The organism is Pseudomonas ceruminis (genome assembly GCF_021602025.1).
Taxonomy (GTDB): Bacteria; Pseudomonadota; Gammaproteobacteria; order Pseudomonadales; family Pseudomonadaceae; genus Aquipseudomonas; species Aquipseudomonas ceruminis.
The window spans coordinates 12,951-36,760 of the sequence record NZ_BQHW01000006.1 but is presented as its reverse complement, the minus strand read 5'-3'; the positions used below and the strand labels follow the sequence as shown (position 1 = coordinate 36,760).

At 61.3% G+C, this 23,810-nt stretch carries 22 protein-coding genes and 1 pseudogene; 12 read left to right on the top strand and 11 right to left on the bottom strand.

The annotated features are described in order from the left end of the window. Positions 1-73: 73 nt before the first annotated feature. On the top strand, positions 74-1,198 hold the full coding sequence (locus tag L6D80_RS09195) for a methyltransferase (protein WP_176515634.1): 1,125 nt from the start codon (positions 74-76) through the stop codon (positions 1,196-1,198). Between the two features lie 73 nt (positions 1,199-1,271). On the opposite strand, the gene L6D80_RS09190 is transcribed toward L6D80_RS09195, so the two are convergent. The 3 genes from L6D80_RS09190 to L6D80_RS09180 are packed head-to-tail and all read right to left on the bottom strand — an operon-like array spanning position 1,272 to position 3,884. Continuing rightward, positions 1,272-1,427 (bottom strand): DUF2474 domain-containing protein, encoded by a 156-nt coding sequence (locus tag L6D80_RS09190; RefSeq protein WP_054899147.1) that lies wholly within the window; start codon positions 1,425-1,427, stop codon positions 1,272-1,274. Positions 1,428-1,436: 9 nt separating this feature from the next. Then, positions 1,437-2,444, bottom strand: a complete 1,008-nt coding sequence (cydB, locus tag L6D80_RS09185) for a cytochrome d ubiquinol oxidase subunit II (protein WP_054899146.1) — start codon at positions 2,442-2,444, stop codon at positions 1,437-1,439. Positions 2,445-2,447: 3 nt separating this feature from the next. After that, positions 2,448-3,884 carry a cytochrome ubiquinol oxidase subunit I gene (locus L6D80_RS09180; RefSeq protein WP_054899145.1) on the bottom strand — a complete coding sequence of 479 codons (1,437 nt, stop codon included), beginning with the start codon at positions 3,882-3,884 and terminating at the stop codon, positions 2,448-2,450. A 343-nt stretch (positions 3,885-4,227) separates the two neighbouring features. Here L6D80_RS09180 and L6D80_RS09175 point away from each other — a divergent pair, with 343 nt between their 5' ends. The 3 genes from L6D80_RS09175 to trmA all read left to right on the top strand — a co-directional run bounded on the left by L6D80_RS09175 (position 4,228) and on the right by trmA (position 8,044). Then, a complete protein-coding gene (locus tag L6D80_RS09175; protein WP_054899144.1) occupies positions 4,228-5,448 on the top strand; it encodes an MFS transporter in 1,221 nt (406 codons plus the stop codon). A 218-nt stretch (positions 5,449-5,666) separates the two neighbouring features. Continuing rightward, positions 5,667-6,962: an NCS2 family permease gene (locus tag L6D80_RS09170; protein WP_054899143.1), complete on the top strand. Its 1,296-nt coding sequence runs from the start codon at positions 5,667-5,669 to the stop codon at positions 6,960-6,962. After that, positions 6,959-8,044 (top strand): tRNA (uridine(54)-C5)-methyltransferase TrmA, encoded by a 1,086-nt coding sequence (gene trmA / locus L6D80_RS09165; protein ID WP_176515632.1) that lies wholly within the window; start codon positions 6,959-6,961, stop codon positions 8,042-8,044. The genes L6D80_RS09170 and trmA overlap by 4 nt, the downstream gene beginning before the upstream one ends. Before the next feature lie 113 nt (positions 8,045-8,157). On the opposite strand, the gene pcaG is transcribed toward trmA, so the two are convergent. Next, positions 8,158-8,763 carry a protocatechuate 3,4-dioxygenase subunit alpha gene (gene pcaG, locus L6D80_RS09160; protein ID WP_054899141.1) on the bottom strand — a complete coding sequence of 202 codons (606 nt, stop codon included), beginning with the start codon at positions 8,761-8,763 and terminating at the stop codon, positions 8,158-8,160. A gap of 11 nt (positions 8,764-8,774) precedes the next feature. Continuing rightward, positions 8,775-9,494, bottom strand: coding sequence for a protocatechuate 3,4-dioxygenase subunit beta (pcaH, locus tag L6D80_RS09155; protein ID WP_176515630.1), 720 nt, complete (start codon positions 9,492-9,494; stop codon positions 8,775-8,777). A gap of 188 nt (positions 9,495-9,682) precedes the next feature. On the opposite strand from pcaH, the gene ypfJ reads away from it, so the two are divergent. After that, the gene (gene ypfJ, locus L6D80_RS09150; RefSeq protein WP_054899139.1) at positions 9,683-10,567 is read left to right on the top strand and encodes a KPN_02809 family neutral zinc metallopeptidase; all 885 of its coding nucleotides are present in this window, start codon (positions 9,683-9,685) and stop codon (positions 10,565-10,567) included. A gap of 191 nt (positions 10,568-10,758) precedes the next feature. Continuing rightward, on the top strand, positions 10,759-12,678 hold the full coding sequence (locus L6D80_RS09145; protein ID WP_176515628.1) for a methyl-accepting chemotaxis protein: 1,920 nt from the start codon (positions 10,759-10,761) through the stop codon (positions 12,676-12,678). A gap of 236 nt (positions 12,679-12,914) precedes the next feature. Here the strand turns inward: L6D80_RS09145 and ggt are convergent, their stop codons facing one another. The 3 genes from ggt to mdaB form a co-directional block, all read right to left on the bottom strand. Then, positions 12,915-14,582 (bottom strand): gamma-glutamyltransferase, encoded by a 1,668-nt coding sequence (gene ggt, locus L6D80_RS09140; RefSeq protein ID WP_176515626.1) that lies wholly within the window; start codon positions 14,580-14,582, stop codon positions 12,915-12,917. A 117-nt stretch (positions 14,583-14,699) separates the two neighbouring features. Beyond that, positions 14,700-15,596 carry a LysR family transcriptional regulator gene (locus L6D80_RS09135; protein ID WP_176515624.1) on the bottom strand — a complete coding sequence of 299 codons (897 nt, stop codon included), beginning with the start codon at positions 15,594-15,596 and terminating at the stop codon, positions 14,700-14,702. A gap of 91 nt (positions 15,597-15,687) precedes the next feature. Continuing rightward, positions 15,688-16,278, bottom strand: a complete 591-nt coding sequence (gene mdaB / locus L6D80_RS09130) for an NADPH:quinone oxidoreductase MdaB (RefSeq protein WP_054899135.1) — start codon at positions 16,276-16,278, stop codon at positions 15,688-15,690. Between the two features lie 162 nt (positions 16,279-16,440). Here mdaB and L6D80_RS09125 point away from each other — a divergent pair, with 162 nt between their 5' ends. Next, on the top strand, positions 16,441-16,755 hold the full coding sequence (locus tag L6D80_RS09125) for a putative quinol monooxygenase (RefSeq protein WP_054899134.1): 315 nt from the start codon (positions 16,441-16,443) through the stop codon (positions 16,753-16,755). Here the strand turns inward: L6D80_RS09125 and L6D80_RS09120 are convergent. Continuing rightward, positions 16,745-17,509 carry a sulfite exporter TauE/SafE family protein gene (locus L6D80_RS09120; protein ID WP_176515622.1) on the bottom strand — a complete coding sequence of 255 codons (765 nt, stop codon included), beginning with the start codon at positions 17,507-17,509 and terminating at the stop codon, positions 16,745-16,747. The genes L6D80_RS09125 and L6D80_RS09120 overlap by 11 nt on opposite strands. A 77-nt stretch (positions 17,510-17,586) precedes the next feature. Here L6D80_RS09120 and L6D80_RS09115 point away from each other — a divergent pair, with 77 nt between their 5' ends. From L6D80_RS09115 to L6D80_RS09095, 5 genes and pseudogenes are all read left to right on the top strand, one after another. After that, a complete protein-coding gene (locus tag L6D80_RS09115) occupies positions 17,587-18,471 on the top strand; it encodes a LysR family transcriptional regulator (RefSeq protein ID WP_176515620.1) in 885 nt (294 codons plus the stop codon). A 180-nt stretch (positions 18,472-18,651) separates the two neighbouring features. Continuing rightward, positions 18,652-18,996 (top strand): cupin domain-containing protein, encoded by a 345-nt coding sequence (locus L6D80_RS09110; RefSeq protein WP_003258412.1) that lies wholly within the window; start codon positions 18,652-18,654, stop codon positions 18,994-18,996. Positions 18,997-19,300: 304 nt separating this feature from the next. Then, entirely contained in the window at positions 19,301-19,789 is a 489-nt protein-coding gene (locus L6D80_RS09105) for an Hcp family type VI secretion system effector (protein WP_176515618.1), read from the top strand. A gap of 10 nt (positions 19,790-19,799) precedes the next feature. Next, positions 19,800-20,777 (top strand): annotated as a pseudogene (locus L6D80_RS09100) (hypothetical protein). Then, positions 20,774-21,133 (top strand): hypothetical protein, encoded by a 360-nt coding sequence (locus L6D80_RS09095; RefSeq protein WP_223849185.1) that lies wholly within the window; start codon positions 20,774-20,776, stop codon positions 21,131-21,133. The pseudogene L6D80_RS09100 and the gene L6D80_RS09095 overlap by 4 nt, the downstream one beginning before the upstream one ends. A 147-nt stretch (positions 21,134-21,280) precedes the next feature. On the opposite strand, the gene mmsB is transcribed toward L6D80_RS09095, so the two are convergent. Next, positions 21,281-22,168 carry a 3-hydroxyisobutyrate dehydrogenase gene (mmsB, locus tag L6D80_RS09090; protein WP_054899131.1) on the bottom strand — a complete coding sequence of 296 codons (888 nt, stop codon included), beginning with the start codon at positions 22,166-22,168 and terminating at the stop codon, positions 21,281-21,283. Between the two features lie 10 nt (positions 22,169-22,178). Then, complete coding sequence (locus L6D80_RS09085; RefSeq protein ID WP_176515616.1) at positions 22,179-23,705, bottom strand: CoA-acylating methylmalonate-semialdehyde dehydrogenase; 1,527 nt, start codon at positions 23,703-23,705, stop codon at positions 22,179-22,181. Between the last annotated feature and the right edge of the window lie 105 nt (positions 23,706-23,810).

Here is a 23,810-nt window from a genome sequence, read left to right as displayed (position 1 = left end):
AAAGCGCTGTAGAATCGCGTACCAAAGCTCATGGCGATCCGCTGTGGGCAGATCCGTACCCGAGCCAGACGCCATGCCCCTGTTGACCACCCCTTACGCCGAACTCGACCTGATCCGCCAACCGGACCAGGCCAACGACCCGCTGCAAGCCTTCGATGCCGCCGATGAGTACCTGCTCGAACAGTTGCATGCGCAGCAGTTGGCCAAAGCGAGCCGAGTTCTGGTGCTCAACGACAGCTTTGGTGCCTTGGCCGCCAGCCTGGTCGGCCACCTTTCGGTATGCAGCAGTGGTGACTCTTACCTGGCTCACCTGGCCCTCGAAAAAAACCTCGCGCGCAACGGCATGGCCTTCGACAGCGTACCTTTCGTGCCCGCCAGCGAGCAGTGGCAAGGCACCTTCGATCGGGTCCTGGTGCGGGTTCCCAAGACCTTGGCACTGCTTGAAGAACAACTGATCCGCCTGCAAGGCCACCTGGCCCCTGGCGCTCAGGTCATCGCTGCAGCAATGATCAAGCACCTGCCGCGGGCCGCCGGTGATCTGCTGGAGAAATACATCGGCCCGGTGCAGGCGTCGCTGGCGCAAAAAAAGGCGCGGCTGCTGACAGCCACCGTCGAACAGCGCCCTGCCGCACGTTCGCCCTACCCCACCCGCTACCTGCTGGACTCACCGCCACTGGAACTGCTCAACCATGCCAACGTGTTCTGCCGCGAAGGCCTGGACATCGGCACCCGCGCGTTTCTCCCGCACCTGCCCCGAAACCTGGGCAACGCACGTGTTGCCGACCTGGGGTGTGGCAATGGCGTGGTGGCCATCGCCAGTGCGCTGGTCAACCCCGATGCTCATTACACGCTGGTGGACGAATCGTACATGGCGGTGCAGTCGGCGCAGGAAAACTGGCAGGCCGCATTGGGCGACCGTGCGGTAAGCGTTTTGGCGGGTGATGGCCTGGCGGGGGTAGAAAAGCAGTCGCTGGATGTAGTGCTGTGCAACCCGCCGTTCCACCAACAGCAAGTGGTCGGCGACTTCCTCGCCTGGCGCATGTTCCAGCAAGCGCGTGAGGCGCTGGTGGTGGGCGGCGCGCTGTACATCGTCGGCAACCGTCACCTGGGTTACCACAGCAAGCTGGCAAGGCTGTTCCGGGGCGTCGAACAGGTGGCGGCGACGCCAAAGTTCGTCATTCTCAAAGCCCGCAAGTAGAGGCCGGGGCCGCGCTGCGGCCCTTCACCCCACAAGGCCGCCTACCTTCAGCGGCGGCCTTGCAGCGCCTCGGTCAATGGGTGGTGAGCCCGGCCGCGCCCATGAACAGGCGCATCACCCAGGCAGCCACACCCAGTGCCGCCACGCTCATCGCCCAGATCAGCAGCAGCCAGCCCAACCGCTGCCAGAATGGCTTTTTCTCTTCAAGGCCATGTTTGCCAGTCATCATGCGCCCCTCCTAGTGATAGCCGTCTTCGTGGGTCACCTTGCCGCGGAATACGTAGTAACTCCAGAAGGTATACCCAAGGATGAACGGCAGGATGAACAATGTGCCCACCAGCATGAAGCCTTGGCTCTGCGGCGGTGCGGCCGCCTCCCAGATCGAGATCGACGGCGGGATGATGTTTGGCCACAGGCTGATGCCCAGGCCGCTATAGCCGAGGAAGATCAACACCAAGGTGAGCAGGAACGGGGTGTAATGGGCATTGCGGGCCACGGCCTTGAGCAACCCGTAGAAGGTCACCAGCACCAGCAGCGGCACTGGCATGAACCAGATCAGGTTGGGCATGCTGAACCAGCGGTCGGCGATCTGCGGATAGGCGATCGGCGTCCACAGGCTGACTATGCCGATCACCACCAGCAGTACTAGCGCCAGCGGCTTGGCCAGGTCATGCATCTGCTGTTGCAGCGGCCCCTCGGTCTTCATGATCAACCAAGTACAACCCAGCAGGGTATAGGCAACGATCAACCCCAGGCCACTGAACAGGCTGAACGGGGTCAGCCAGTCGAGCGTGCCACCAACGAAGTGGCGGTCGACCACCTTGAAGCCTTCGATGAACGCGCCCAGTGCAACGCCCTGGAAGAACGTCGCGACCAGCGACCCCCAGATGAATGCCTTGTCCCAGATATGGCGCTTGTCGGCCTTGGCCTTGAAGCGGAACTCGAAGGCCACGCCGCGAAAGATCAAGCCGATCAGCATCAGAATCAACGGCAGGTACAGCGCCTCGAGTACCACCGAATAGGCCAACGGGAAGGCCCCGAACAGGCCGGCACCGCCGAGGATCAGCCAGGTTTCGTTACCGTCCCATACGGGGGCGACGGTGTTCATCATCACATCACGGTCCTGCTCGCCCTTGACGAAGGGGAAGAGCATGCCGATTCCCAGGTCGAAACCATCCATCACCACGTACATCATGACGCCGAAGATAATGATCACGGCCCAGATCAGCGGAAGGTCGATGCCCATGACTCAGTTCTCCTTGCTCAGGCTGGCAGTGGTGGCCTCACGGCCATCATCGGCGGCAGACAGCGGACGTGCCGGTGTGCGTTTCTGGCCGGGGCCACCCGGTGTATGCTCATCGCCCTCACCCGTCTTCGGCCCTTTGCGCACCAGGCGCATCATGTAGCCCAGGCCGGTGCCAAACAGGGCGAAGTACACCACCACGAACGCCACCAAGGTGAAGCCGAGCTGGGTGTAGCTATGGTTGGAAACCCCCTCCGAAGTGCGCATCAGGCCATAGACCACCCACGGCTGACGGCCAATCTCGGTGGTGAACCAGCCTGCCAGGATGGCAATCAGGCCGGACGGCCCCATCCACAGGGTCAGGTACAGGAACGGCCGTGAGCTGTAGAGCGTGCCGCGCTTGCGCAGCCACAGGCTCCACAGGCCGACGAAGATCATCAGGAACCCAAGCCCGACCATGACCCGGAACGACCAGAAGACAATGGTCGAGTTGGGCCGGTCCTCGGGCGGGAACTCCTTCATTGCCGGCACCTGCTTGTCCAGGCTGTGGGTGAGAATCAGGCTGCCGAGCGCCGGGATCTCAACCTTGAAGCGGGTGGTCTCGGCCTTCATGTCGGGGAGGCCGAACAGGATCAACGGGGTAGGTTCGCCAGGGACGTTTTCCCAATGGCCTTCGATAGCGGCGATTTTCACCGGCTGGTGCTTGAGCGTATTGAGGCCGTGGAAGTCGCCGATTACAGCCTGGATCGGGGCAACCACCAAAGCCATCCACATGGCCATCGAGAGCATCTTGCGCACTGCCGGGTTGTCACGCCCACGCAGCAGGTGCCATGCCGCCGAGGCCCCGACGAAGAACGCCGTGGCGACGAACGCGGCAGTGGCCATGTGCATCAACCGGTAGGGGAACGACGGGTTGAAGATCACTGCCAACCAATCCACCGGCACCACGCGGCCGTCGATGATTTCGTGGCCTTGCGGGGTTTGCATCCAGCTGTTGGACGCCAGGATCCAGAAGGTCGACACCAAGGTGCCAATGGCCACCATTACCGTGGCGAAGAAGTGCAGGCCACGGCCCACGCGGTTCCAGCCAAACAGCATGACCCCCAGGAACCCCGCCTCGAGGAAGAAGGCGGTCAGCACCTCGTAGGTGAGCAAGGGGCCTGTGACCGCACCGGCGAAGTCGGAAAAACGGCTCCAGTTGGTGCCGAACTGATAGGCCATGACCAGGCCGGAAACCACACCCATGCCGAAGTTGACGGCGAAGATCTTCGACCAGAAGTGGTAAAGGTCACGGTAGACCTGGTTGTGGCTCCTCAGCCAAAGGCCTTCGAGGACGGCCAGGTAGCTCGCCAGGCCAATGGTGATGGCCGGGAACAAAATGTGAAAGGACACGGTAAACGCAAACTGGATTCGGGCGAGATCTAGGGCCTCTAAACCGAACATAGTGCTTCCTCTTCAGATAATCCGGCGTTTGGGCCCATGGCCGTCACGCCTGCTGCCCCCACGTTAATCGAGTGCGCTGCGTTGGAATTGTTCTGTGCAATCGCAGGGAATTGGGCCCAAAGGCCTATTCGTTGCGTCTGGAACGATTGATCCAGATCAACGAATGCTAGGAAGCATAGTCGTGAATGGCCTGCCGGGCCGTGTGGTTGAATGCCGCGTGACCCGTTGTCTCACCCTCTTCAATAACGCGCGAAAAAGTGCCGAACAGGGCAAACAGTAACTGCTTGTTACAAACAGATGATAATCTTCCGGCCCCTCTACTGCGCCGAGGCCACAGCTTCCGATGTCCGATTCCACACCGCAGTTGTTGCGTCACCACCGCCCTTTCATGGCCTTCTGGCTGGCCCGTGTTTTCACCGCCAGCGGCTTTCAGATGCTGACCGTGGCCATTGGCTGGCACCTCTACCAACTCACCGGCAACGTGCTTGACCTGGGCCTGGTCGGCCTGGTCGAGTTTGCGCCACGGGTACTGTTCATGCTGCACACCGGGCATGTAGCCGACCGCTATGACCGGCGCAAGGTCGCGGCCCTGTGCCAGACGCTGCAGGGCCTGATCGCCCTGGTGCTGGCGCTGGGCAGCGCCACCGACAACGTCAGCCGCGAGCTGATCTTCGCCCTGGCTTTCCTGTTGGGTGCTACCCGCTCGTTCGAGATGCCCGCCACCCAGGCGCTGTTGCCCAACGTGGTCCCCGCCGGGCTGTTTCCACGGGCAGTGGCGGCCTCGGCCTCGGCTACCCAGGCAGCGACCATCGTCGCGCCCGCCGTGGGCGGCTTTCTGTATGCTTTCGGCAGTATCTGGGTGTATGGCCCTACGGTGGCTCTGTACGCCATTGCCTGCCTGCTGATGCTGAGCCTGGATTCGCGCCAGCAGGTTCCCCAGCGCGGGCGCGCCAACCTGGAGTCGCTGCTGGCCGGAATCCGTTTCATCCGCAGCCGACCCGATATCCTCGGAGCAATTTCGCTCGATCTGTTCGCCGTCCTGTTGGGCGGTGCCACTGCGCTGCTGCCGGTGTTCGCCAAGGACATCCTGCTCACCGGCCCCTGGGGCCTGGGCCTGCTGCGTTCGGCACCGGCAGTGGGGGCATTGCTGATGTCGGTGTGGCTGGCACGCTTCCCGGTACAGCGCAAAGTCGGCCGTACCATGTTCACCGCGGTCGGCGTCTTCGGCGTAGCGACCATCGCCTTCGGCCTGTCAACTTCGTTCTGGTTCTCGCTGGCGGTGCTGGTGGTGCTGGGCGCGGCGGACATGATCAGCATGGTGATCCGCGGGGCCTTCGTGCAACTGGAAACGCCAGACGAGATGCGTGGCCGGGTGAGCGCGGTGAACGGCCTGTTCATCGGTGCCTCGAATCAGCTCGGCGAGTTCGAATCCGGGGTGACGGCGCACTGGTTTGGCACAGTGCCAGCCGTGGTGCTCGGCGGTGTGGGCACATTGGTGGTGACGGGGGTGTGGATAAAACTGTTCCCTACGCTGGCCAAGCGGGACCGCTTGCACAACGGGTAACGTGCCGACTCGAGGGCCCTGTCGCCGAAAAGCCGCGGATGGGGCCGGATGGACGCACTCAACGTCCATTCCCCAACGGCCATAGGCCCCCGCCAGCCATGCTGGTATGATGCGCGGCTTTTTTCCTCCCCACACAAAACCACGGCAACCGGTACGGTCTGTGCTTTGCTGATGGGGTCGATACATTCACGGCGCCGGGGGCGCCTTGGGGAGCGGGCATGCTGGAAAGGCTGTTTCAACTAAGAGCACACAACACCAACGTGCGCACCGAGATTCTCGCGGGCGTCACTACCTTCCTGGCCATGGCCTATATCCTGTTCGTCAACCCGAGCATCCTCGGCGAGACCGGCATGGACAAAGGGGCGATCTTCGTCGCCACCTGCCTGGCTGCGGCCATCGGCTCAGCGACCATGGGCCTGATCGCCAACTACCCGATTGCCCTGGCGCCGGGCATGGGCCTGAACGCGTTCTTCACCTACACGGTGGTCCTGCACATGGGCCACACCTGGCAGGTCGCACTGGGTGCGGTGTTCCTCTCGGCCGTGATGTTCTTCCTGCTGTCGATTTTCCGCATCCGCGAATGGATCGTGAACAGCATCCCGCTGCCGCTTCGCTCGGCCATCGCGGCGGGCATCGGCTTGTTCCTAGCGTTCATCGCCCTGCACAACGCCGGCATCGTCGTCGATAACCCGGCCACTCTGGTGGGCTTGGGCGACCTCAAGCAGCCCGCACCGATCCTGGCCACGCTGGGCTTCTTCCTGATCGTCGGGCTCGAATCGCTGAAGGTGCGCGGTGCGGTGCTGATCGGCATTCTGGCCGTCACGGTCGCCTCAATCGTGATGGGCGTGACGCCATTCGGCGGCATCGTCTCCATGCCGCCGTCGCTGGCACCGACTTTCCTTCAGTTGGACATCGCCGGTGCCCTCGATGTGGGCCTGGTGAGCGTGATCTTTGCCTTCCTGTTCGTCGACCTGTTCGACAACTCGGGCACCCTGATCGGCGTGGCCAAACGCGCCGGGCTGATGGGCAAGGACGGCCACATGCCGAAGATGGGCCGCGCCCTGATCGCCGACAGCACCGCCGCCATGGCCGGCTCGCTGCTGGGCACCTCGACCACTACCAGCTACATCGAGTCTGCCGCAGGCGTGAGTGCCGGTGGCCGTACCGGCTTGACGGCCATCGTGGTCGCCGTGTTGTTCCTGCTGGCGTTGTTCTTCGCCCCGCTGGCCGGTAGCGTGCCAGCCTTCGCCACCGCCCCGGCGCTGCTGTTCGTCGCGGTACTGATGGCCTCGGGCCTGGCGGAAATAAACTGGGATGATGTGACTGAGGCCGCCCCCGTGGTGGTGACCGCCCTGGCCATGCCGCTGACCTATTCGATTGCCAACGGCATTGCGTTCGGCTTCATTGCCTGGACTGCTGTCAAGCTGATCTCCGGCCGCCACCGCGACCTGAACCCGGCCTTGGTGATCCTTTCCATCCTATTCGTCATCAAGCTGGGCTGGTTCAACGCATGAGTGCTGTTTTCGACCCCTCCACCTATGACGCGCAACTGGAGGCCAAGGTTGCCCGCCTGCGCGAGCTGCTGACCCCCTTTGGAGCGCCGGATCCGGCCGTTTTCGACTCGCCGCGCGAGCACTACCGCCTGCGTGCCGAGTTCCGCCTGTGGCGTGAAGACGGCCAGCGCCACTATGCGATGTTCGCCCCGGGTGAGAAGCATAAGGCCATCCTGATCGAGGACTTTCCCATCGCCAGCGAGCGCATCAATGCACTGATGCCCCGCCTGAAGGCGGCCTGGCAAGCCAGCGAGGCGCTGAGCAATCGCCTGTTCCAGGTGGAGTTTCTCACCACCCTGGCCGGCGACGCGATGGTCACGATGTGCTACCACCGCCCGCTGGACGAGGCATGGGAAGTGGCAGCGCGGCAGCTGGCCGAGGAATTGGGGGTAAGCCTGATCGGCCGCTCGAAAGGCAAGCGCCTGGTGATCGGGCGCGATTACGCGGTGGAAAAACTCGACGTGGCTGGCCGCGTATTCAGCTACCGCCAGCCGGAAGGCGCCTTCACCCAACCCAATGGCGCGGTCAACCAGAAGATGCTCAGCTGGGCGTTCGACGCCATCGGTGAGCGTGATGACGACCTGCTGGAGCTGTACTGCGGTAACGGCAACTTCACCTTGCCACTGGCTACCCGCGTACGCCAGGTGCTGGCCACGGAAATCAGCAAGACGTCGGTCAATGCCGCGCTGAGCAACCTTGACGAAAACGCTGTGGATAACGTGCGGTTGGTGCGCCTGTCGGCCGAAGAGCTGACCCAGGCGCTGAACGACGTGCGCCCGTTCCGCCGGCTGGAAGGCATCGACCTGAAAAGCTACGCGTTCGGTACCGTATTCGTCGACCCGCCGCGTGCAGGCATGGACCCTGACACCTGCGAGCTGACACGGCGCTTTGAGCGGATTCTGTATATCTCGTGCAACCCGGAAACACTGGCCGCGAATATCGAGCAATTGCAGGATACCCATCGAATCGAGCGTTGCGCGTTATTTGACCAGTTCCCCTATACCCACCACATGGAGAGTGGGGTATTGCTGGTTCGGCGCTGATCTTCAGGTTGCGGGGGGCTGCCGTGCAGCCCATTCGCCGGGAAAGGCCCTCCCACAGGATGCGCCAGCGTTGTTGAGAACGCTGGTGACCTGTGGAAGCGGCCTCAATTGACTCAGAAGTCGAAGAACACCGTCTCCCCTTCCCCCTGGATGCGGATATCGAAGCGATACGCCGTCTTCCCATCCACTTCACATCGCTTGGCAATCAACGTTTCACGGCGCTGCGGCTGCTCGATCAGGTTGAGCACTGGGCACTGGGCGTTGGCCTGTGCCTCGTCATCGAAATACAGACGCGTGTGCAGGTGGATGTTGATGCCGCGTGCAAACAAGCTGAGGTTGATGTGCGGCGCCATGGGCACACCGGCAGCGTTCTTCACCACGCCGGGTTTGACCGTATGCACGGTCCATTCACCGGCATCGAAGGTGGTGGCGGTGCGGCCGAAGCTGTTGAAGGCGTTTTCCAGGTTGTAGGCGTCCTGGTAGTGGCCATCCGCGTCGGCCTGCCAGATCTCAAGGAATGAATCGCGCACCAGGTGGCCGTTGCCGTCATACACGTGGCCGATCAACACAATGTGCTCGCCTGGTGCGTCCGGCTTGGCCAGGCGGTTCCAGATTTCCTGATCTCGGGTCGGGTTGCCGGCCGCTTCCAAGGCCAGGCCGATGTGCACGTAGGGGCCAGCAGTCTGCGAAGGCGTTTCGGGCAGCAGTTCGATTGGCATGGCGAGGGTCCTCAGCAGTTCTCGAAGTGTGTCTTGCGCTGGCCGCGCAGCACGATGTCGAAGCGATAAGCCAAGCAGTCCATGGGGTTGGCGCTGCCCATGTCGAGCTTGGCGATCAGTTGCTGCACCGCTTCAGGGTTGGCGATCGACTTGACGATCGGGCACATCGGGATCAGCGGATCACCCTCGAAATACAGCTGGGTAATCAGCTTGGTGGCGATCGACGGGCCGCTGATGGCGAAGTGGATATGTGCCGGGCGCCAGTCGTTGGGGCCATTGCGCCAAGGGTACGGGCCGGGCTTGATGGTACGGAAGCTGTAGTGGCCGTCGCGGTCGGTCAGGCAGCGGCCGACACCGCCAAAATTCGGGTCAAGCGGTGCCAGGTAGCGGTCGTTCTTGTGCCGGTAGCGTCCACCGGCATTGGCCTGCCACATTTCAACCAGGGTGTTGGGCACCGGTTTACCGTATTGATCGACCACACGACCGGCAACGATGATGCGTTCACCGATCGGCAGGCCACCGTTGTTGAAATTAAGCAGCAGGTCATGGTCATGGGCACCGAAGCCCAAGTGGGAAAAGTCGGGGCCGGTGGTTTCGCTGATCGACTGCGGGATGCTGACCAGTGCCTGGCGCGGCGAGCGGGCAATGGACGTCTTGTAGTCGGGGGTCAGCGCCTTGGGGTGCCAATTGCGATCACGGATCACGAAGCGGCTGTTGTCCTGGGCGGGCATGCCGTTTTCCTCTCTTGGAATTATCAGAACGCCTGTGCGTGGCAGGCGGACTTGCAGTTTCAGATAGGTCGCGGGGGATGAATATTGAAATCAGCCGCTCTATACATAACCAAATGGTTATGTATTAGTACGTTTGCCCGTGGTGATCTAATCTTTGTCTTCATGTTTCACGCCCTGGAGAGCATTTCATGGAATGGCGAAAAGGCCGGCGCAGCGACAACGTAGTCGATGCCCGTGGCGAAGGTGGCGGCGGCGGTATGCGCTTTGGTGGCGGTAAAGGGCTCGGGCTCGGCGCCATTTTGCTCATCGTCGGCATCGGCTGGCTCACCGGCCAGGATCCGCTGCAGATACTTGGCCAGCTCGCCGGCCAGATGGAGCAACAGCAACAGGCACCCAGTGGTGCAGGCAACAAGGCACCCGCAGCCAACGACGAGCAGGCGCAGTTCGTCGCCTCGATCCTGGGCGATACCGAAGACACGTGGAAGGCCTTGTTCTCCCAGGCTGGCAAGCAGTACCGCGACCCCAAGCTGGTGCTGTTCAGTGGCCAGGTCAATTCCGCTTGCGGCTTCGCTTCGGCGGCGGTCGGCCCGTTCTACTGCCCGGCGGACCAGCGGGTTTACCTGGACATGTCGTTCTTCCGTGAAATGGAAACCCGTTTCGCCGCCGCCGGTGATTTCGCCCAGGCCTACGTGATCGCCCACGAAATCGGCCACCACGTGCAGACGTTGCTCGGCGTCTCGGCCAAGGTCGACGCGGCCCGCCGCAACGGCCAACGCCTGGAGGGTGACAATGGCCTGTTGGTGCGCCAGGAACTGCAAGCCGACTGCCTGGCCGGTGTGTGGGCCTATCAGGCGCAGCAACGCCTCAACTGGCTTGAGCCGGGGGATGTCGAGGAAGCGTTGAATGCGGCCAATGCCATTGGTGATGACCGCCTGCAGCAGCAGGGCCAGGGGCGCGTGGTGCCTGACTCCTTCACCCATGGCACCTCGGCTCAGCGGGTACGTTGGTTCAAGGCTGGGTTCGCCAAAGGTGAAGTGAACAGTTGCGACACCTTCAGTGCACGCAGCTTGTAAGGGTATCTGCAAGTTCGGCAAGCGGCGGAACCCGCAAAAGCAAACGTTTGTACAGGGCGAAAAATTGCTGAAAAAGCGTTTCAGCTTCACCCCTGCTTGCCGATAACCCCTGCACGATTCAGCGGGCATCCAGAATAACAACGCTTCGCGATCGAAGATCAAGTAAGCGAAATCATTTCTGGAGAGCGTGCATGAACAGCTGGTTCGCCAATATCAGCGTAAACCTCAAACTCGGCCTGGGCTTCGGCCTGGTGCTGATCCTTACCGCCCTGCTGGCCCTGACCGGCTGGACTAGCCTGGGCAGCCTTATCGCCCGCAGCAACTGGATGGGCGACATCGGTCAGCTCAACAAAGACCTGACCGACCTGCGTGTGGCGCGCCTGCAGTACATGATCGCCGACGGCGACGATGCCGCAGCGGCCAACACGCAGGCCAAGCTCGACATTTTCAGCAAACAGCAGGAGTACCTGGCCGGCACCTTCAAGAGCCCAGAGAACGTCAAGCTGCTGAACGCGCTGGGACAAACCCTCAGCGACTACCGGGTTTCGCTTAACAAGATGCGTGCCGGCTATCAGAGCTCACGGGCCGCCCTTGGCGTGATGAGTGCGTCGGCAGGCAAGGCTGACGAGGCCATGGAAAGCCTCAGCCAGGATGTCATGGGCCGCCCCGAGCCGGACAGCGTGCGCCTGGCGCAATACCAGCTGATCAGTAAAGTGCGCCAACAGCTGCTGTTGGTGCGCATCGACGTGCGTGGCTACATCGCCGACAACTCGGCCGCCAACGAACAAGCGGCATTGCGCCAGCTCGAAGCGGCGTTGGTCGAAATCGACAACCTCAAGCGCCAGTTGCCGGCCGAAACCACACGCGTGGAGCAATTTGAGCAGTCGGTACAGGCCTACCTCCAGGCCGTGCGTCAGTTCCGCGATGCAATCGCCGATATCACCGTCGCCCGTGCGGAAATGACCGTGCAGGGCAGCGACATCGTCAAGCGCAGCGATGCGCTGTACGACATCCAGCTGGAGCGTCGCAACGCCGAAAGCAGCCAGGCCCGTAATCTGCAGATCATCGCCACGCTGCTGGCGCTGCTGGCCGGGGTACTGGCGGCGGTCATCATCACCCGGCAAATCACCCGGCCACTGCGCGAGACCCTGCACGCGGTGGAGCAGATCGCCAGTGGTGACCTCACCCACGACATGCGCGTGACCCGCCGCGATGAAATCGGCGTGCTGCAGCAAGGCATCGCCCGTATGGGCACGACCCTGCGCGAGCTGATCAGCGGCATCCGCGACGGCGTCACTCAAATCGCCAGCGCTGCCGAAGAGCTGTCGGCGGTAACCGAGCAAACCAGTGCCGGTGCCAACAGCCAGAAGGTCGAAACCGACCAGGTCGCCACGGCCATGCACGAAATGGCCGCGACCGTTCAGGAAGTGGCGCGTAACGCCGAACAGGCTTCGCATGCGGCGACCGGTGCCGACGAAGAGGCGCGCGCAGGTGATCGCGTGGTTGGCGAAGCAATCAGCCAGATAGAGCGCCTGGCAGAAGAAGTGCACCGCTCAACCGAAGCCATGAGCCTGTTACAGCAGGAGAGCCAGAAGATCGGCAGCGTGATGGATGTGATCAAGTCGGTGGCCGATCAGACCAACCTGCTGGCGCTCAACGCCGCGATCGAGGCGGCCCGTGCCGGTGAGGCGGGCCGTGGATTTGCCGTGGTCGCCGACGAAGTCCGTGGCCTGGCCCAGCGTACGCAAAAGTCCACCGAGGAGATCGAAGAGCTGGTTGCCAGCCTTCAGCACGGTACTCAGCAGGTGGCCAACGCCATGCAGGGTAGCCGCACGCTGACCGACAACAGTGTGGAACTGGCACGCAAGGCCGGGGCTTCGCTGGAGAACATCACTGGCACGGTGTCGAGTATCCAGTCGATGAACCAGCAGATTGCCGCAGCGGCCGAACAGCAGAGTGCGGTGGCTGAAGAGATCAGCCGCAGCATTCTGAATGTGCGAGATGTGTCCGAGCAGACGGCGACGGCCAGTGATGAAACGGCAGCTTCGAGTGTCGAACTGGCGCGCCTGGGCGGGCACTTGCAGACGTTGGTCAGCCAGTTCCGGGTGTGAATTCCACATGCTGTTAGCGCCTGATCTCGCGCCACACAAGCTCGATGTGGGAGCGGGCTTGCCCCGCGAAGCAGGCAACGCGGTGGTCGGCCCCGGCACACCGATTCCACAGCAAGTGCGTCAACGTATAGACGGTTGAGCAAGTTGCTCCCAAAGGTACCCCACTGCCCCCTGGGCGTGCGGGGTACTTTTGGGAGCCGGCATGCCGGCGACAAAGCCAAAAAGCTGAAAACAGGCTACTTAACGACCACCCCCACTCCGCGCCCGCGCGGATCAGAAGCCGTTTCCAGCTTCGCCCCGTCCACCCGGATGGCCTGGATATCGCCCATCTCCCAACCCTGATCCTCCAGCACATAGCCCATCTTCTTCAGGTCATCCGCCACCGCCCCGGTGAGCGGTGCATAGCTGTCGAAATAGACGGTGTCCTTGGGCTGCAACTGATGATGCACACGCTGCGCCGCCACGGCCTTATCCAGCGGCATACCGTAGTCGTACAGGTTGTTCATCACCTGGAAGATCGAGGTGAAGATCCGCGACCCGCCCGGGGTACCGATCACCAGCACCACCTTGCCATCGCGGGTCATCAGGCTCGGGCTCATGGACGACAGCATGCGCTTGCCTGGCTCGATGGCATTGGCGTCACCGCCGACCACGCCAAAGGCGTTGGCGGCGCCAGGCTTGGCACTGAAGTCGTCCATCTCGTCGTTGAGCAGGAAGCCGGCGCCCTTGACCACCACCCCGCTGCCGTAGTCGAGGTTGAGGGTGTAAGTGTTGCTCACCGCATTGCCTTGCTTGTCGACGATCGAGAAGTGAGTGGTCTGGTGCGGCTCCAGCCCCGGCTTGACCTTGTCGGTGTCAGAGATGGCGTTCGGGTTGACCTGGCTTGCCCGCTTGGCCAGGTAGTCCTTGGCAATCAGTTGGTCAACCGGCACCTTGGTAAAGGCAGGGTCACCGAGGTAGTCGGCGCGGTCGGCGAACACACGCTTCTCGATTTCAGCCAGCAGGTGGATGTATTGCGCCGAGTTGTGCGCCACCCCCTTGAAGTCCGCCGCACGCTCTTCCTTGATGCCCAGTAGCTGGGCCAGGGCCACGCCACCGGAGCTTGGCGGTGGCGCGGTGTACACCACATTGCCGCGCCAGCTCAGGGCCATCGGTTCACGCCATACGGCCTTGTAGTCCCGAAGGTCTTGCTGGGTGATCAGGCCCTTGTCAGCCTGCATCTGGGCTACCAGCAGCTCAGCGGTCTTGCCCTGGTAGAACTCGCTCACCCCTTTATCGGCAATGCGCTCAAGGGTCTGCGCCAGTTCTGGCTGCTTGAATGCCTCGCCCACTTTCATGTTGCCGAAATAGTCGTTGAAGTTGGTCGCGGTCTTGAACATGCCTTGGGCATCGTTGCGGTACTGGTACTGCTTCTCGGCCACCTTGAAACCGTTTTTCGCATAGCCGATGGCCGGGGTCAGCAACTCGCTCCAGGGCAACTTGCCAAACTTCTGGTGCGCTTCCCACAGCCCCATCACGGTGCCGGGCACGCCTGCGGCGCGAACACCCACCAGGCTGAGGTTCTCGATGACCTCACCCTTGTCATCCAGGTACATGGTACGGGTTGCCGCTTTGGGCGCGACTTCACGGTAGTCGAGGAAGTAGGGTTTGCCGTCGACGAACAGGGTCATGAAACCGCCGCCACCAATGTTGCCGGCTTCCGGGTAGGTCACCGCCAGCGTAAAGGCGGTTGCCACTGCCGCGTCCACGGCGTTGCCGCCTTTCTTCAGAATGTCAGCGGCTACCTGTGCGCCATATTGATCGGGCGCGGCCACCGCACCACCTTCCAGCGTTACCGCATAAGCCGAAGAACAGCTCAGGATTGCGGCCCCGAGCGCCAAGGGCTGAAACAGGACAATACGCATGACACTTCCTTGGTGTTGTTTTTGTTGATCACTCAGTAAGGCCCAAGCGCGTCGACTGTGCAATCACACGGAGGAAGTTTCGCCGCCCGTGGGCAGGATTTGTCGCGTTCAGGCAACTCAGCAGGCGTACATCGCCAGCTTGCGCTGGATGAAATCGAGGAAACATTGGATACGCAGGGCCAATTGCGTGTTGCGGTAATAAACAGCGTGGATCGGCTGGCGGTAACCGTTGTTGGCATCGCTCAACAGCACGTGCAGGCGGCCGGCGCGGATGTCTTCGTGGGTCATGAAGTGCGAGAGGCTGACGATGCCCTCCCCGGCCAATGCCAGTTGGCGCAGGGTTTCGCCGCTAGAGGCAATCAGCGCCGGGCGGATCGGCCAACGGTCACCCTGGGCGTGGCGCAGTGGCCACTGGTTGAGTGACTCAGGCTGGCTGAAACCGAGCAGGCAATGGTTGTTCAGGTCTTCAACCTGCTGCGGCGTGCCATGGCGCTCCAGATAGGCGGGGCTGGCCAGGACCTGGACCGGGCTGCAGCCGAGTGAACGGGCATGCAGGCTGGAGTCAGCCAGTTCACCGATACGGATCGCCACATCGGTACTCTGCTCCAGCAGGTCGATGATCAGGTCATCGGTGTTGAGCTCCAACTCGATGCCGGGGTACTGCCGGCGGAACTCACCGATCCAGGGCAGGATGGCATGCAGCATGAAAGGCGCCGCGGCATTGATGCGCAGGCGCCCGGATGGGGTCTGGCGGTTCATCGACAGGCGCTCTTCCATGTCGTCCATCTGCTCAAGCACCCGGCGTGAGCGTTCGAGGAAGAAGCGGCCTTCTTCGGTCAAGTCCATGCGCCGAGTGGTGCGGTTGACCAAGGTGGTGCCGAGCTTGGCCTCCAGGCGTGACAAGGTGCGGCTGACCGCCGACGGCGTCTGGCCCATCTGCTCGGCGGCAGCAGAGATCGAGCCGCAATCGATCACGGCAACGAATACCTGCAGTTCTTCGGATCGGGTTTTCACACAGAAGGCCTTGGAGGGAAGATGCCCAGATTGATAGCTGTTGCGCGAAGCCCGCGCAAGGGGGCCGCCATGCAGCCCCTGGCAACGGCGCTTACTGAGCCTTGCCGAAGACCTGATTCAAATGCGCTTCATACGCCGCCAGCGCCGCCGGCACATCCGGGCGTTTCATCACATCCACCGCAAGGAAGGTCGGCAGGCCGGCCATGCCGAGGAACTGGTTGGCCTTGTGGAACGGGAAGTAGACCGCATCCACGCCTTTGCCCTCGAAGAAATCGCTCGGGTCGTCGAAGGCCTGTTGTGGGGCATTCCAGGTCAGCGACAGCATGTACTGCTTGCCCTGCACCAGGCCACCGCTGCCGTATTTCTGCGAGGCATCCGAACGGGTACGGCCGTCGTTGGCGTAGAGGCTGCCGTGGCCGGCGGTGAAGACTTCGTCGATGTACTTTTTAACGGTCCAGGGCGCGCCCATCCACCAGCCTGGCATCTGGTAGATCACCACATCGGCCCAGAGGTATTTCTCGACCTCGGCCTGGACGTCATAGCCACCGTCGATGAAGGTTTGCTGCACATCGAAACCGGCGCGATCCAAATGCGCAAGGGCGGCGTCGTGCAGGGTCTGATTGAGGCGGCCATCGGAGTGGGCGAACTGTTTACCGCCATTGAGCAGAAGAATCTTTTTCATGCTGACCTCGGGGTCGAGTCAAATGGAATGACCGGCAGATTAGAGGCCCGCTGGCACGGGAAACAGCAGCCATGGGTCAAAATACAATTGATCCATAGTCACGAATGCTCAGGTAATTATTGCCTTAGAATCGTTTCATCATCCATCACCGAATAGCGACCCATGAGCGAGCAGCACGCTTTTATCCTCAAGGCCAAGACCCGTCCGGAAATGGCGGAGGCTTTCGAAACCCTGTTCCGTGCCTACGTCGAACCGAGTCGCCAGGAACCAGGCTGTATCGAATACCACATGCTGCGCGACAAGGCAGACCCCAGCCTGTTCGTGTTCTTCGAGGTGTGGGCCAGCAAGGCAGCCCTGGACGTGCATTCGGCCTTGCCACACATGGTCGAGTTCTTCGAAAAGCGCATGGACTACCTGGAGCGTGACTTCGATATCCAGGCTATCGAGATGCTCAGCGCATCCTCTGCTAGCCGTTGATCAGCAGATGGCCGCCGAGTACGGCCATGCCGATGAAGAAGCAGCGCTTGAACAGGGCAGCACTGATGCGCTGGCGCAACCACTGGCCCGCCAGCATGCCCAGCAGCGCTGGCGCCAGCATCAGCAATGAAGCCCCCAGTGCCTGGCTCCCCAGGGCATCCTGCCCGGCCAGGCCCAGAGCCAACGCCACGGTCGAGACGGTGAACGACAGGCCCAGCGCCTGGATCAGTTCATCGCGGCTCAGGCCCAGGCTCTGCAGGTAAGGCACTGCGGGCATCACGAACACGCCCGTGACGGCTGTGACCAGCCCGGTCAGCAGCCCGCACAGCGGCCCCAGCCAGCCTTCCCGCCCTGGGGCCAGCCGCAACCCCGGTCCGAGCAGCCCATAGGCCGCATACACCAGCAACGCCGCACCCAATGCATGCGCCGCCCATAGGCCGCTGTTGATTCCAAGCCAGGCACTGCCAACCAATGTGCCAACGAAGATTGCCGCCAACGTCGGCCCAAGACGCCGCAAGAGCGCCAGCAGATGCCCGCCAGCGGCCAGTTGCCAGAGGTTGGTGAGGGTTGACGGCACGATAAGCAAGGCTGCAGCCTGCGCCGGAGGCATAGCCAGGCCAAGCAACCCCATGGCGACGGTAGGCAGGCCAAGGCCAATCACACCTTTGACCGTGCCGGCCAGGATGAAGGTGACAACCACCAGCAGCGAAAGCGCTGGGCCAATATTCTGGTAGAAAGCAAGTATGGTATCCATGCCGGTATGATGGCGCGCCAGCGGCCGGCTGAAAATCTGCCATCTCCTTACCCAGACTATCGCCAGGACAGAGGCTGATGCATTTCGACCTGATAGACCTTACGCTTTTCCAGCACACCCTGGAGTGCGGCAATATCACCGCCGGCGCCCGCCACAGCCACCTGTCGCTACCGGCTGCCAGTGCGCGAATCCGCGCCATGGAGGCCTCCTTGGGCACGCCTTTGCTGGAGCGCAATCGCCGTGGCGTGCAACCGACACCTGCCGGGCAGGCATTGCTCCAGCATGCCAGGCTGATCGGCCAGCAGGTCGAACGCCTGCAGTTCGATCTCGCCCAATATGCCCAGGGCCAACAGGGCCAAGTGCGCCTGTTGTGCAATACGGCGGCGCTGGCCGAATACTTGCCGGAGCTGCTGGCCAGGTACCTCGCCGACAACCCCGGCGTCAGTGTCGATGTCCAGGAACTGCCGAGCCTGCGGATCGTGCATTCGATCACCCAGGGCATGGCCGACCTGGGCATCATCTCCACTGCAGCCCCCAGCACGCACCTGCAGACGCTGCCGTTTCGCGACGACCCGCTGGTGTTGGTCATGCCGCTGGACCACCCTCTCAGCTCGGCGTCAGCGCCCAATTTTGTCGACAGCCTTGCCCATGGCCATGTGGGGTTGGGGGCGAACAGCGCCCTGGCGCTGTATCTGGAGGAGCAGGCCCTGCACGAGGGCCGGCGCATGCGCGTGCGGGTCCGCGCGGAGGGCTTTGACGGGGTGATCCGTATGGTCGCCGGGGGCGCCGGGGTGGGCGTAGTGCCGCTGGCAGCGGTGAAGCGCTGGGAAGACCTGTTGCCGATGCATTGGGTCGCGCTGCGCGAGGAGTGGGCCAATCGCCGGTTGCTGTTATGCGCGCGGGATTTCACGGTGCTGCCTGGGTATGCGGCCGGGTTGGTCGAGCGATTGGTAAACGCCTGAATGGGTAAGCCCGCGAAGAGGCCCGCACAAGCGGCACACGTTTGAGGCCTCTACCCGTCGCCGCGTCATTTCTTCACCGCATAGCGCGACCAGGCACCTGAACGTCGACCCCAGGCAACTGCGGCTCAGCCAATCCCCCTATGGTGGCGAGTCACTCAGCCAGTCATCAGGAGTTGTGCCATGTCCGATTTCATCACCGTCCTGCGCGAAACCTGCCCGACGCCGGTCGTGGACGCCACCAAGTGGAAGCGCATTGGCGGCGATCCGCACACCGTCAACCTCAACGCTTACCTGTCGGCCGACGGCAGCAAGATCATGGGCACCTGGATCTGCACGCCGGGCAAGTTCGAGGTCAATTACGAGAAGTGGGAGTTCTGCCACTTCCTCGACGGCTACTGCATCATTACCCCGGAAGGTGAAGAGCCGAAGCACCTGAAGGCGGGTGATGTGTTCGTGATCGAACCGGGGATGAAAGGGACCTGGGAAGTGGTCGAGACGGTGCGTAAATACTTTGTCTTTGCCTGATTAGTAAGCTGCTCCAACTATGCCCCTGTTTGATTTGCGACGGTTCCTACAGGGGCATAAGTTTTTCTGAGCATGCCGTTTACATTAAGTATCAGCCCACCAATTTGTCATTAAACCGCTGGAATACTGTCACATCTTTTGACACTTCCACGCAAGTTATCCCCTTAAGTGTAGTCCTTTTCTGAATTCCCCGTCTCTGCCCCTGAAGGCATTGCCCTCGCCCCATGACAGCCTTACGCTCCTGTCGCCGGCTTTTCGCCGGGCAGCATTACCCACTCAAATCACTTGCCAGGGAGCGGTAGGCATGGCTTTCGACGCTTATATTCATATCGACAATATTCCAGGTGAAGCACTGGATGAAAAGCACAACAACTGGATTGAAATACTCGGCTATGACTTCGGAATCAGCCAGAGCACATCCGCCACTGCAAGTTCCGTAGGCGGCGCAACTTCCGGCCGCACCTCAGTGACCAACTTCACATTCACCAAAAGCCTCGACAGCGCCAGCTGCAAACTACTGGAAGCCAGCTGCACCGGCCAGCATCTCAAGGAAGTGAAGCTGGCGCTCTGCCGTGCCGGTGGCGACAAATTGAAATACTACGAAATCATTCTCGAAGAAGTGATCATTGCCGAATACTCACAGGGCGTCGACACGGGTATCCCTCTGGAAGTGGTGCAACTCAATTACGGCAGAATAAAAACCATTTACATCCAACAGCGGCGCGTTGATGGTAGCGGCGGCGGCAATATTTCCGGTGGCTGGGACCGTATCGGCAATAAAAAATACGCGTGAGGGCATGGTCATGTCTGAGGCGCGGGCGTTTCTGAATCTCAAGCTGCAAAACTATCACCGGCTCAAAGCTGATCTGGCGCTCAGCGGCCATTCACTGGAAAAATTTGATGTACTTAATGCCCACATCGCCAACACAGTGGTCAGAAAAGGCGAATTGATCATTATCGGCGACTCCACAACGGCCTCATGTACCAGTCAGGAAGCCTGGATGATGGCGCAAGCAGCCAAGGTGCACGTAGGGCTACTGCACAATGGTCAGGGTGTGGATAACTTTTTCCTGGATAACTTCGAGACACTGAAAAGCGTGATCGCGCATGCGTCCATGGGCGCGGGAGTGGTCGGTGAAGGGTGGAGCAAGCATCTGAGGGCTATCGAGGCCACCTTGATGGAAATCGAAAAGTTGCATCAACAGCATCTCGGATCAGGGACCATGGTGGCTCGCGATCAGTTCTATGCCAAGCGTGCCGCCTAGTTCATGAAGTTGGATGAGCAGTTGAACAAGCTGGCTGCTTACGGCTCTGGGCTGAAAAATAGAACCTCCATCAAAAGGACGCTGGGGATATCCACCAAGCGCTTTTTGCACACGGGCGAGATAGCAGGGTATGCAAATAAAGTTGCCGGTGTAGCCAAGGCAGCCAGTTTGATAAAGCAAGGTGCTTACGTGGGAGTAGCGCTTGAAGTCGCAGGAACAGGACTTGAAATCCACAAGGCTTGTACGCTCGGCCGTGAAGCGGATTGCGAGAGGGCGAAATATGTTGGAGGAGGTTCACTAATGGGAGGGCTGGCGGGCGGAAGTGCTGGTGGATATGTGGCTGGGACAGTTCTAGCACCTGCAATATGTGCCGCGATCGGTTTATCAACGGCAGGTACGGGTGGGATGATTTGCGCAGTAGTAATTGGTGGTGCTGGAGCAACCATTGGCGGCAAAATTGGAGAAGAGCAAGGGGAATTCTACGGCGAGCTTCTGTATCGGGAGTTTTCAAAGTGAATATTATTGATAAAGGGTTAATCCCGGCAGTCATCATCAACCTGATCATCGTCACAATGACAGCACAGTGTTTTATCGCCGCCCGGCGGACCGAGTATTTTGAGTCACTATTCCCTAACAGTCAGTACATCAAAAAAAATAGAGCGACTTACGAGCGAGCCGGGCTGATCGGAAAACTGATGCGCACAGGAACAATTTCAACAGTGCTAGCACTCCCATCAATTTTCACGCATAAAAATCTTGTAGAGCAACAAGAAATTGATTCTTTCCCCAAGAAAACCAAGACTCTACTAGTGACACTATGGGCCCTACATATAACTCTCTTCTCATCCCTTGTAGTAACTCACTACCTGTAATTTCACTCTTTAACGTGTAGCTCATTGCAAATATAAAATCATTTTCCGCCGCAGAAAGAAAAAACACCGCAGTACGGGCCCCCTCCCCTCTGGTGCGCAGTTACAGAGGGGAGGCTGCCCGGCCCGCGATGAAGTCCACCTTGCTCGTCAATCTTTCTTGCGGTAACCCTCGACGATTGCCGAGAAGTCCTTGCCACCCTCGCCCCGCAGGCTCATGGCCTGGTACAGCTGCTGGGCCACGGCCCCCATGATCACCGGCTGATGCGCCTGGCGCGCAGCCTCGGTGGCCAGCCCCAGGTCCTTGAGCATCAGCTCTGCACCAAAGCCACCGGTGTATCCGCGCGAAGACGGCGCGGTTTCAATGATGCCCGGCCACGGGTTGTAGGTATCGGAGCTCCAGCAACGCCCGGTCGAGCTGTTGATGATGCCGGCCAGCACTTTGGTGTCGATGCCCAGTGCATTGCCCAGCGCCATGGCTTCGGACACGCCGATCATCGAAATACCCAAGAGCAGGTTGTTGCAGATCTTGGCGATCTGGCCAGTGCCGACCTCACCGCAGTGCACGATATTGCGGCCCATCTGCTCCAGTACCGGCTTGAGGGTGGCAAACAACTCGGCGCTGGCCCCCACCATGAAGGTCAGGGTGCCCGCCGCCGCTCCGCCGGTGCCACCAGACACCGGCGCGTCACCGAGATCAACGCCCTTGGCCGCTGCAGCCTTGGACACCTCGCGGGCGGTCTGCGGGTCGATGGTACTGCAGTCCACGGTCGGTGTGCCCGGGCGCACGCCCGCCAGCACGCCGTCCTCGTTCAGGTACACGCTGCGCACATGGGCGGCCGCCGGCAGCATGGTGATCACCAGCTCGCTGCTGGCCGCCGCCTCCTTGGGCGAGGCGCTGATCTGCCCACCCAGCTCGGCAAGTTCGGCCAACACGGTCTTGTTCAGGTCGAACAGGTTCAACTGGTGCCCGGCCTTGATCAGGTTACGGGCCATGGGTGCGCCCATGTTGCCCAAGCCGATGAATGCAATTTGCATGGCAGTCTCCTTAGCGCAGGCTGATGGTGGTGTTCACACCGTCATTGACGCTGTCGTCATCGAACCAGCGGGCGGTGACGGTCTTGGTCTGAGTGTAGAACTGCACCACTTGCTTGCCGTACGGGCCAAGGTCGCCGAGCTTGGAGCCACGGGAGCCGGTGAAGCTGAAGAACGGCACCGGTACCGGGATCGGAATGTTGATACCGACCTGGCCGATGTCGATCTCGCTCTGGAACTTGCGTGCTGCTGCGCCGCTCTGGGTGAACAGGCCGGTACCGTTGCCGAACGGGTTGGCGTTGACCAGGGCGATGGCCTCGTCGAGGGTATCGACTTCCAGGGTCACCAGGACCGGCCCGAAGATTTCCTGGGTGTAGATCTGCATGTCGGTCTTCACACCGGAGAACAAGGTCGGGCCGACAAAGTTGCCGTGCTCGTAGCCAGGCACCTTCACGTCGCGGCCGTCGAGCTCAAGCGTGGCGCCTTCTTTGATACCGCTTTCGATCAAACCCAGCACGCGCTCCTTGGCACGCTTGGAAACCACCGGGCCGACATCGGTGCCAGGCTCACTGCCGGCGTTGACCTTGAGCTTGCTCGCCGCTGCCTTGATATCTGGCAGCCATTCACGCGCCTTGCCCACCAGCACGGCCACGGAGGTCGCCATGCAACGCTGCCCCGCAGCGCCGAATGCGGCCCCGACCAGGGCATTGATGGTTTGCGTACGGTTGGCGTCGGGCAGTACCACTGCGTGGTTTTTCGCGCCCATCATCGACTGCACGCGTTTGCCGTGCTGGCTGCCCAGGTTGTAAACGTGGGTGCCGACTTCGGTGGAGCCGACGAAGGAAATCGCCTTGATGTCCGGGTGGGTGCAGATCGCGTCCACCACTTGCTTGCCGCCATGCACCACGTTGAGCACCCCAGCCGGCACCCCGGCTTCCAGCGCCAGCTCAACCAGCATCATGGTCGACAGCGGGTCCTGTTCGGACGGCTTGAGGACGAAGGTATTGCCGCAGACGATGGCCATCGGGAACATCCACAGCGGGATCATCGCCGGGAAGTTGAACGGGGTGATTCCGGCGCATACGCCGATAGGTTGGCGCAGGGTGTAGGTGTCGACACCACCAGCCACGTTCTCGGCAAACTCGCCCATCTGCAGGGTGCCGATGGAGGCCGCGTGTTCGACCACTTCCAGGCCGCGGAAGATGTCGCCTTCGGCATCGGCGATGGTTTTGCCCTGCTCGGCACTGAGGGTTTGGGCGATGCGCTTGGTGTGTTCGCGGATCAGTGCCTGCAGCTTGAGCATGATGCGCATGCGGGCGCCGATCGGGGTGTCGCGCCAGGTCTTGAAGGCGCGCTGGGCAGCGTCCACGGCGTCATTCACTTCTTCGACAGTGGCGAACGGCACACGCGCCAGCACCTGCTGAGTAGCAGGGTTGACGATGTCGCGCCATTGCGTGGTTTTCGACTCGACCCACTGGCCATCGATCAGCAGTTTGACCTGCTCGACCTTGGTCTGGTCGGGGGATTGTGGTGCGTTCATCTGCGTTCTCCTTGGAATTATTGTCAGGACGAGATCGCCAGCGCCGTGCAAACGCGAGGTGGCGTCGTGGGGCTTTTTTCGAGTATAGATGTGCAAACATCCAAC

What these genes read in the sequence shown, in the direction of transcription:
- L6D80_RS09110 (WP_003258412.1), top strand. Translation starts at nt 18,652, where the DNA reads ATGTCCGATTTCATCACCGTCCTGCGCGAAACCTGCCCGACGCCGGTC.
- ypfJ (WP_054899139.1), top strand. Translation starts at nt 9,683, where the DNA reads ATGGAATGGCGAAAAGGCCGGCGCAGCGACAACGTAGTCGATGCCCGT.
- L6D80_RS09120 (WP_176515622.1), bottom strand. Translation starts at nt 17,509, where the DNA reads ATGGATACCATACTTGCTTTCTACCAGAATATTGGCCCAGCGCTTTCG.
- L6D80_RS09105 (WP_176515618.1), top strand. Translation starts at nt 19,301, where the DNA reads ATGGCTTTCGACGCTTATATTCATATCGACAATATTCCAGGTGAAGCA.
- L6D80_RS09170 (WP_054899143.1), top strand. Translation starts at nt 5,667, where the DNA reads ATGCTGGAAAGGCTGTTTCAACTAAGAGCACACAACACCAACGTGCGC.
- L6D80_RS09125 (WP_054899134.1), top strand. Translation starts at nt 16,441, where the DNA reads ATGAGCGAGCAGCACGCTTTTATCCTCAAGGCCAAGACCCGTCCGGAA.
- L6D80_RS09145 (WP_176515628.1), top strand. Translation starts at nt 10,759, where the DNA reads ATGAACAGCTGGTTCGCCAATATCAGCGTAAACCTCAAACTCGGCCTG.
- mdaB (WP_054899135.1), bottom strand. Translation starts at nt 16,278, where the DNA reads ATGAAAAAGATTCTTCTGCTCAATGGCGGTAAACAGTTCGCCCACTCC.
- trmA (WP_176515632.1), top strand. Translation starts at nt 6,959, where the DNA reads ATGAGTGCTGTTTTCGACCCCTCCACCTATGACGCGCAACTGGAGGCC.
- L6D80_RS09085 (WP_176515616.1), bottom strand. Translation starts at nt 23,705, where the DNA reads ATGAACGCACCACAATCCCCCGACCAGACCAAGGTCGAGCAGGTCAAA.
- L6D80_RS09195 (WP_176515634.1), top strand. Translation starts at nt 74, where the DNA reads ATGCCCCTGTTGACCACCCCTTACGCCGAACTCGACCTGATCCGCCAA.
- pcaG (WP_054899141.1), bottom strand. Translation starts at nt 8,763, where the DNA reads ATGCCAATCGAACTGCTGCCCGAAACGCCTTCGCAGACTGCTGGCCCC.
- L6D80_RS09175 (WP_054899144.1), top strand. Translation starts at nt 4,228, where the DNA reads ATGTCCGATTCCACACCGCAGTTGTTGCGTCACCACCGCCCTTTCATG.
- pcaH (WP_176515630.1), bottom strand. Translation starts at nt 9,494, where the DNA reads ATGCCCGCCCAGGACAACAGCCGCTTCGTGATCCGTGATCGCAATTGG.
- L6D80_RS09115 (WP_176515620.1), top strand. Translation starts at nt 17,587, where the DNA reads ATGCATTTCGACCTGATAGACCTTACGCTTTTCCAGCACACCCTGGAG.
- L6D80_RS09190 (WP_054899147.1), bottom strand. Translation starts at nt 1,427, where the DNA reads ATGATGACTGGCAAACATGGCCTTGAAGAGAAAAAGCCATTCTGGCAG.
- L6D80_RS09180 (WP_054899145.1), bottom strand. Translation starts at nt 3,884, where the DNA reads ATGTTCGGTTTAGAGGCCCTAGATCTCGCCCGAATCCAGTTTGCGTTT.
- cydB (WP_054899146.1), bottom strand. Translation starts at nt 2,444, where the DNA reads ATGGGCATCGACCTTCCGCTGATCTGGGCCGTGATCATTATCTTCGGC.
- ggt (WP_176515626.1), bottom strand. Translation starts at nt 14,582, where the DNA reads ATGCGTATTGTCCTGTTTCAGCCCTTGGCGCTCGGGGCCGCAATCCTG.
- mmsB (WP_054899131.1), bottom strand. Translation starts at nt 22,168, where the DNA reads ATGCAAATTGCATTCATCGGCTTGGGCAACATGGGCGCACCCATGGCC.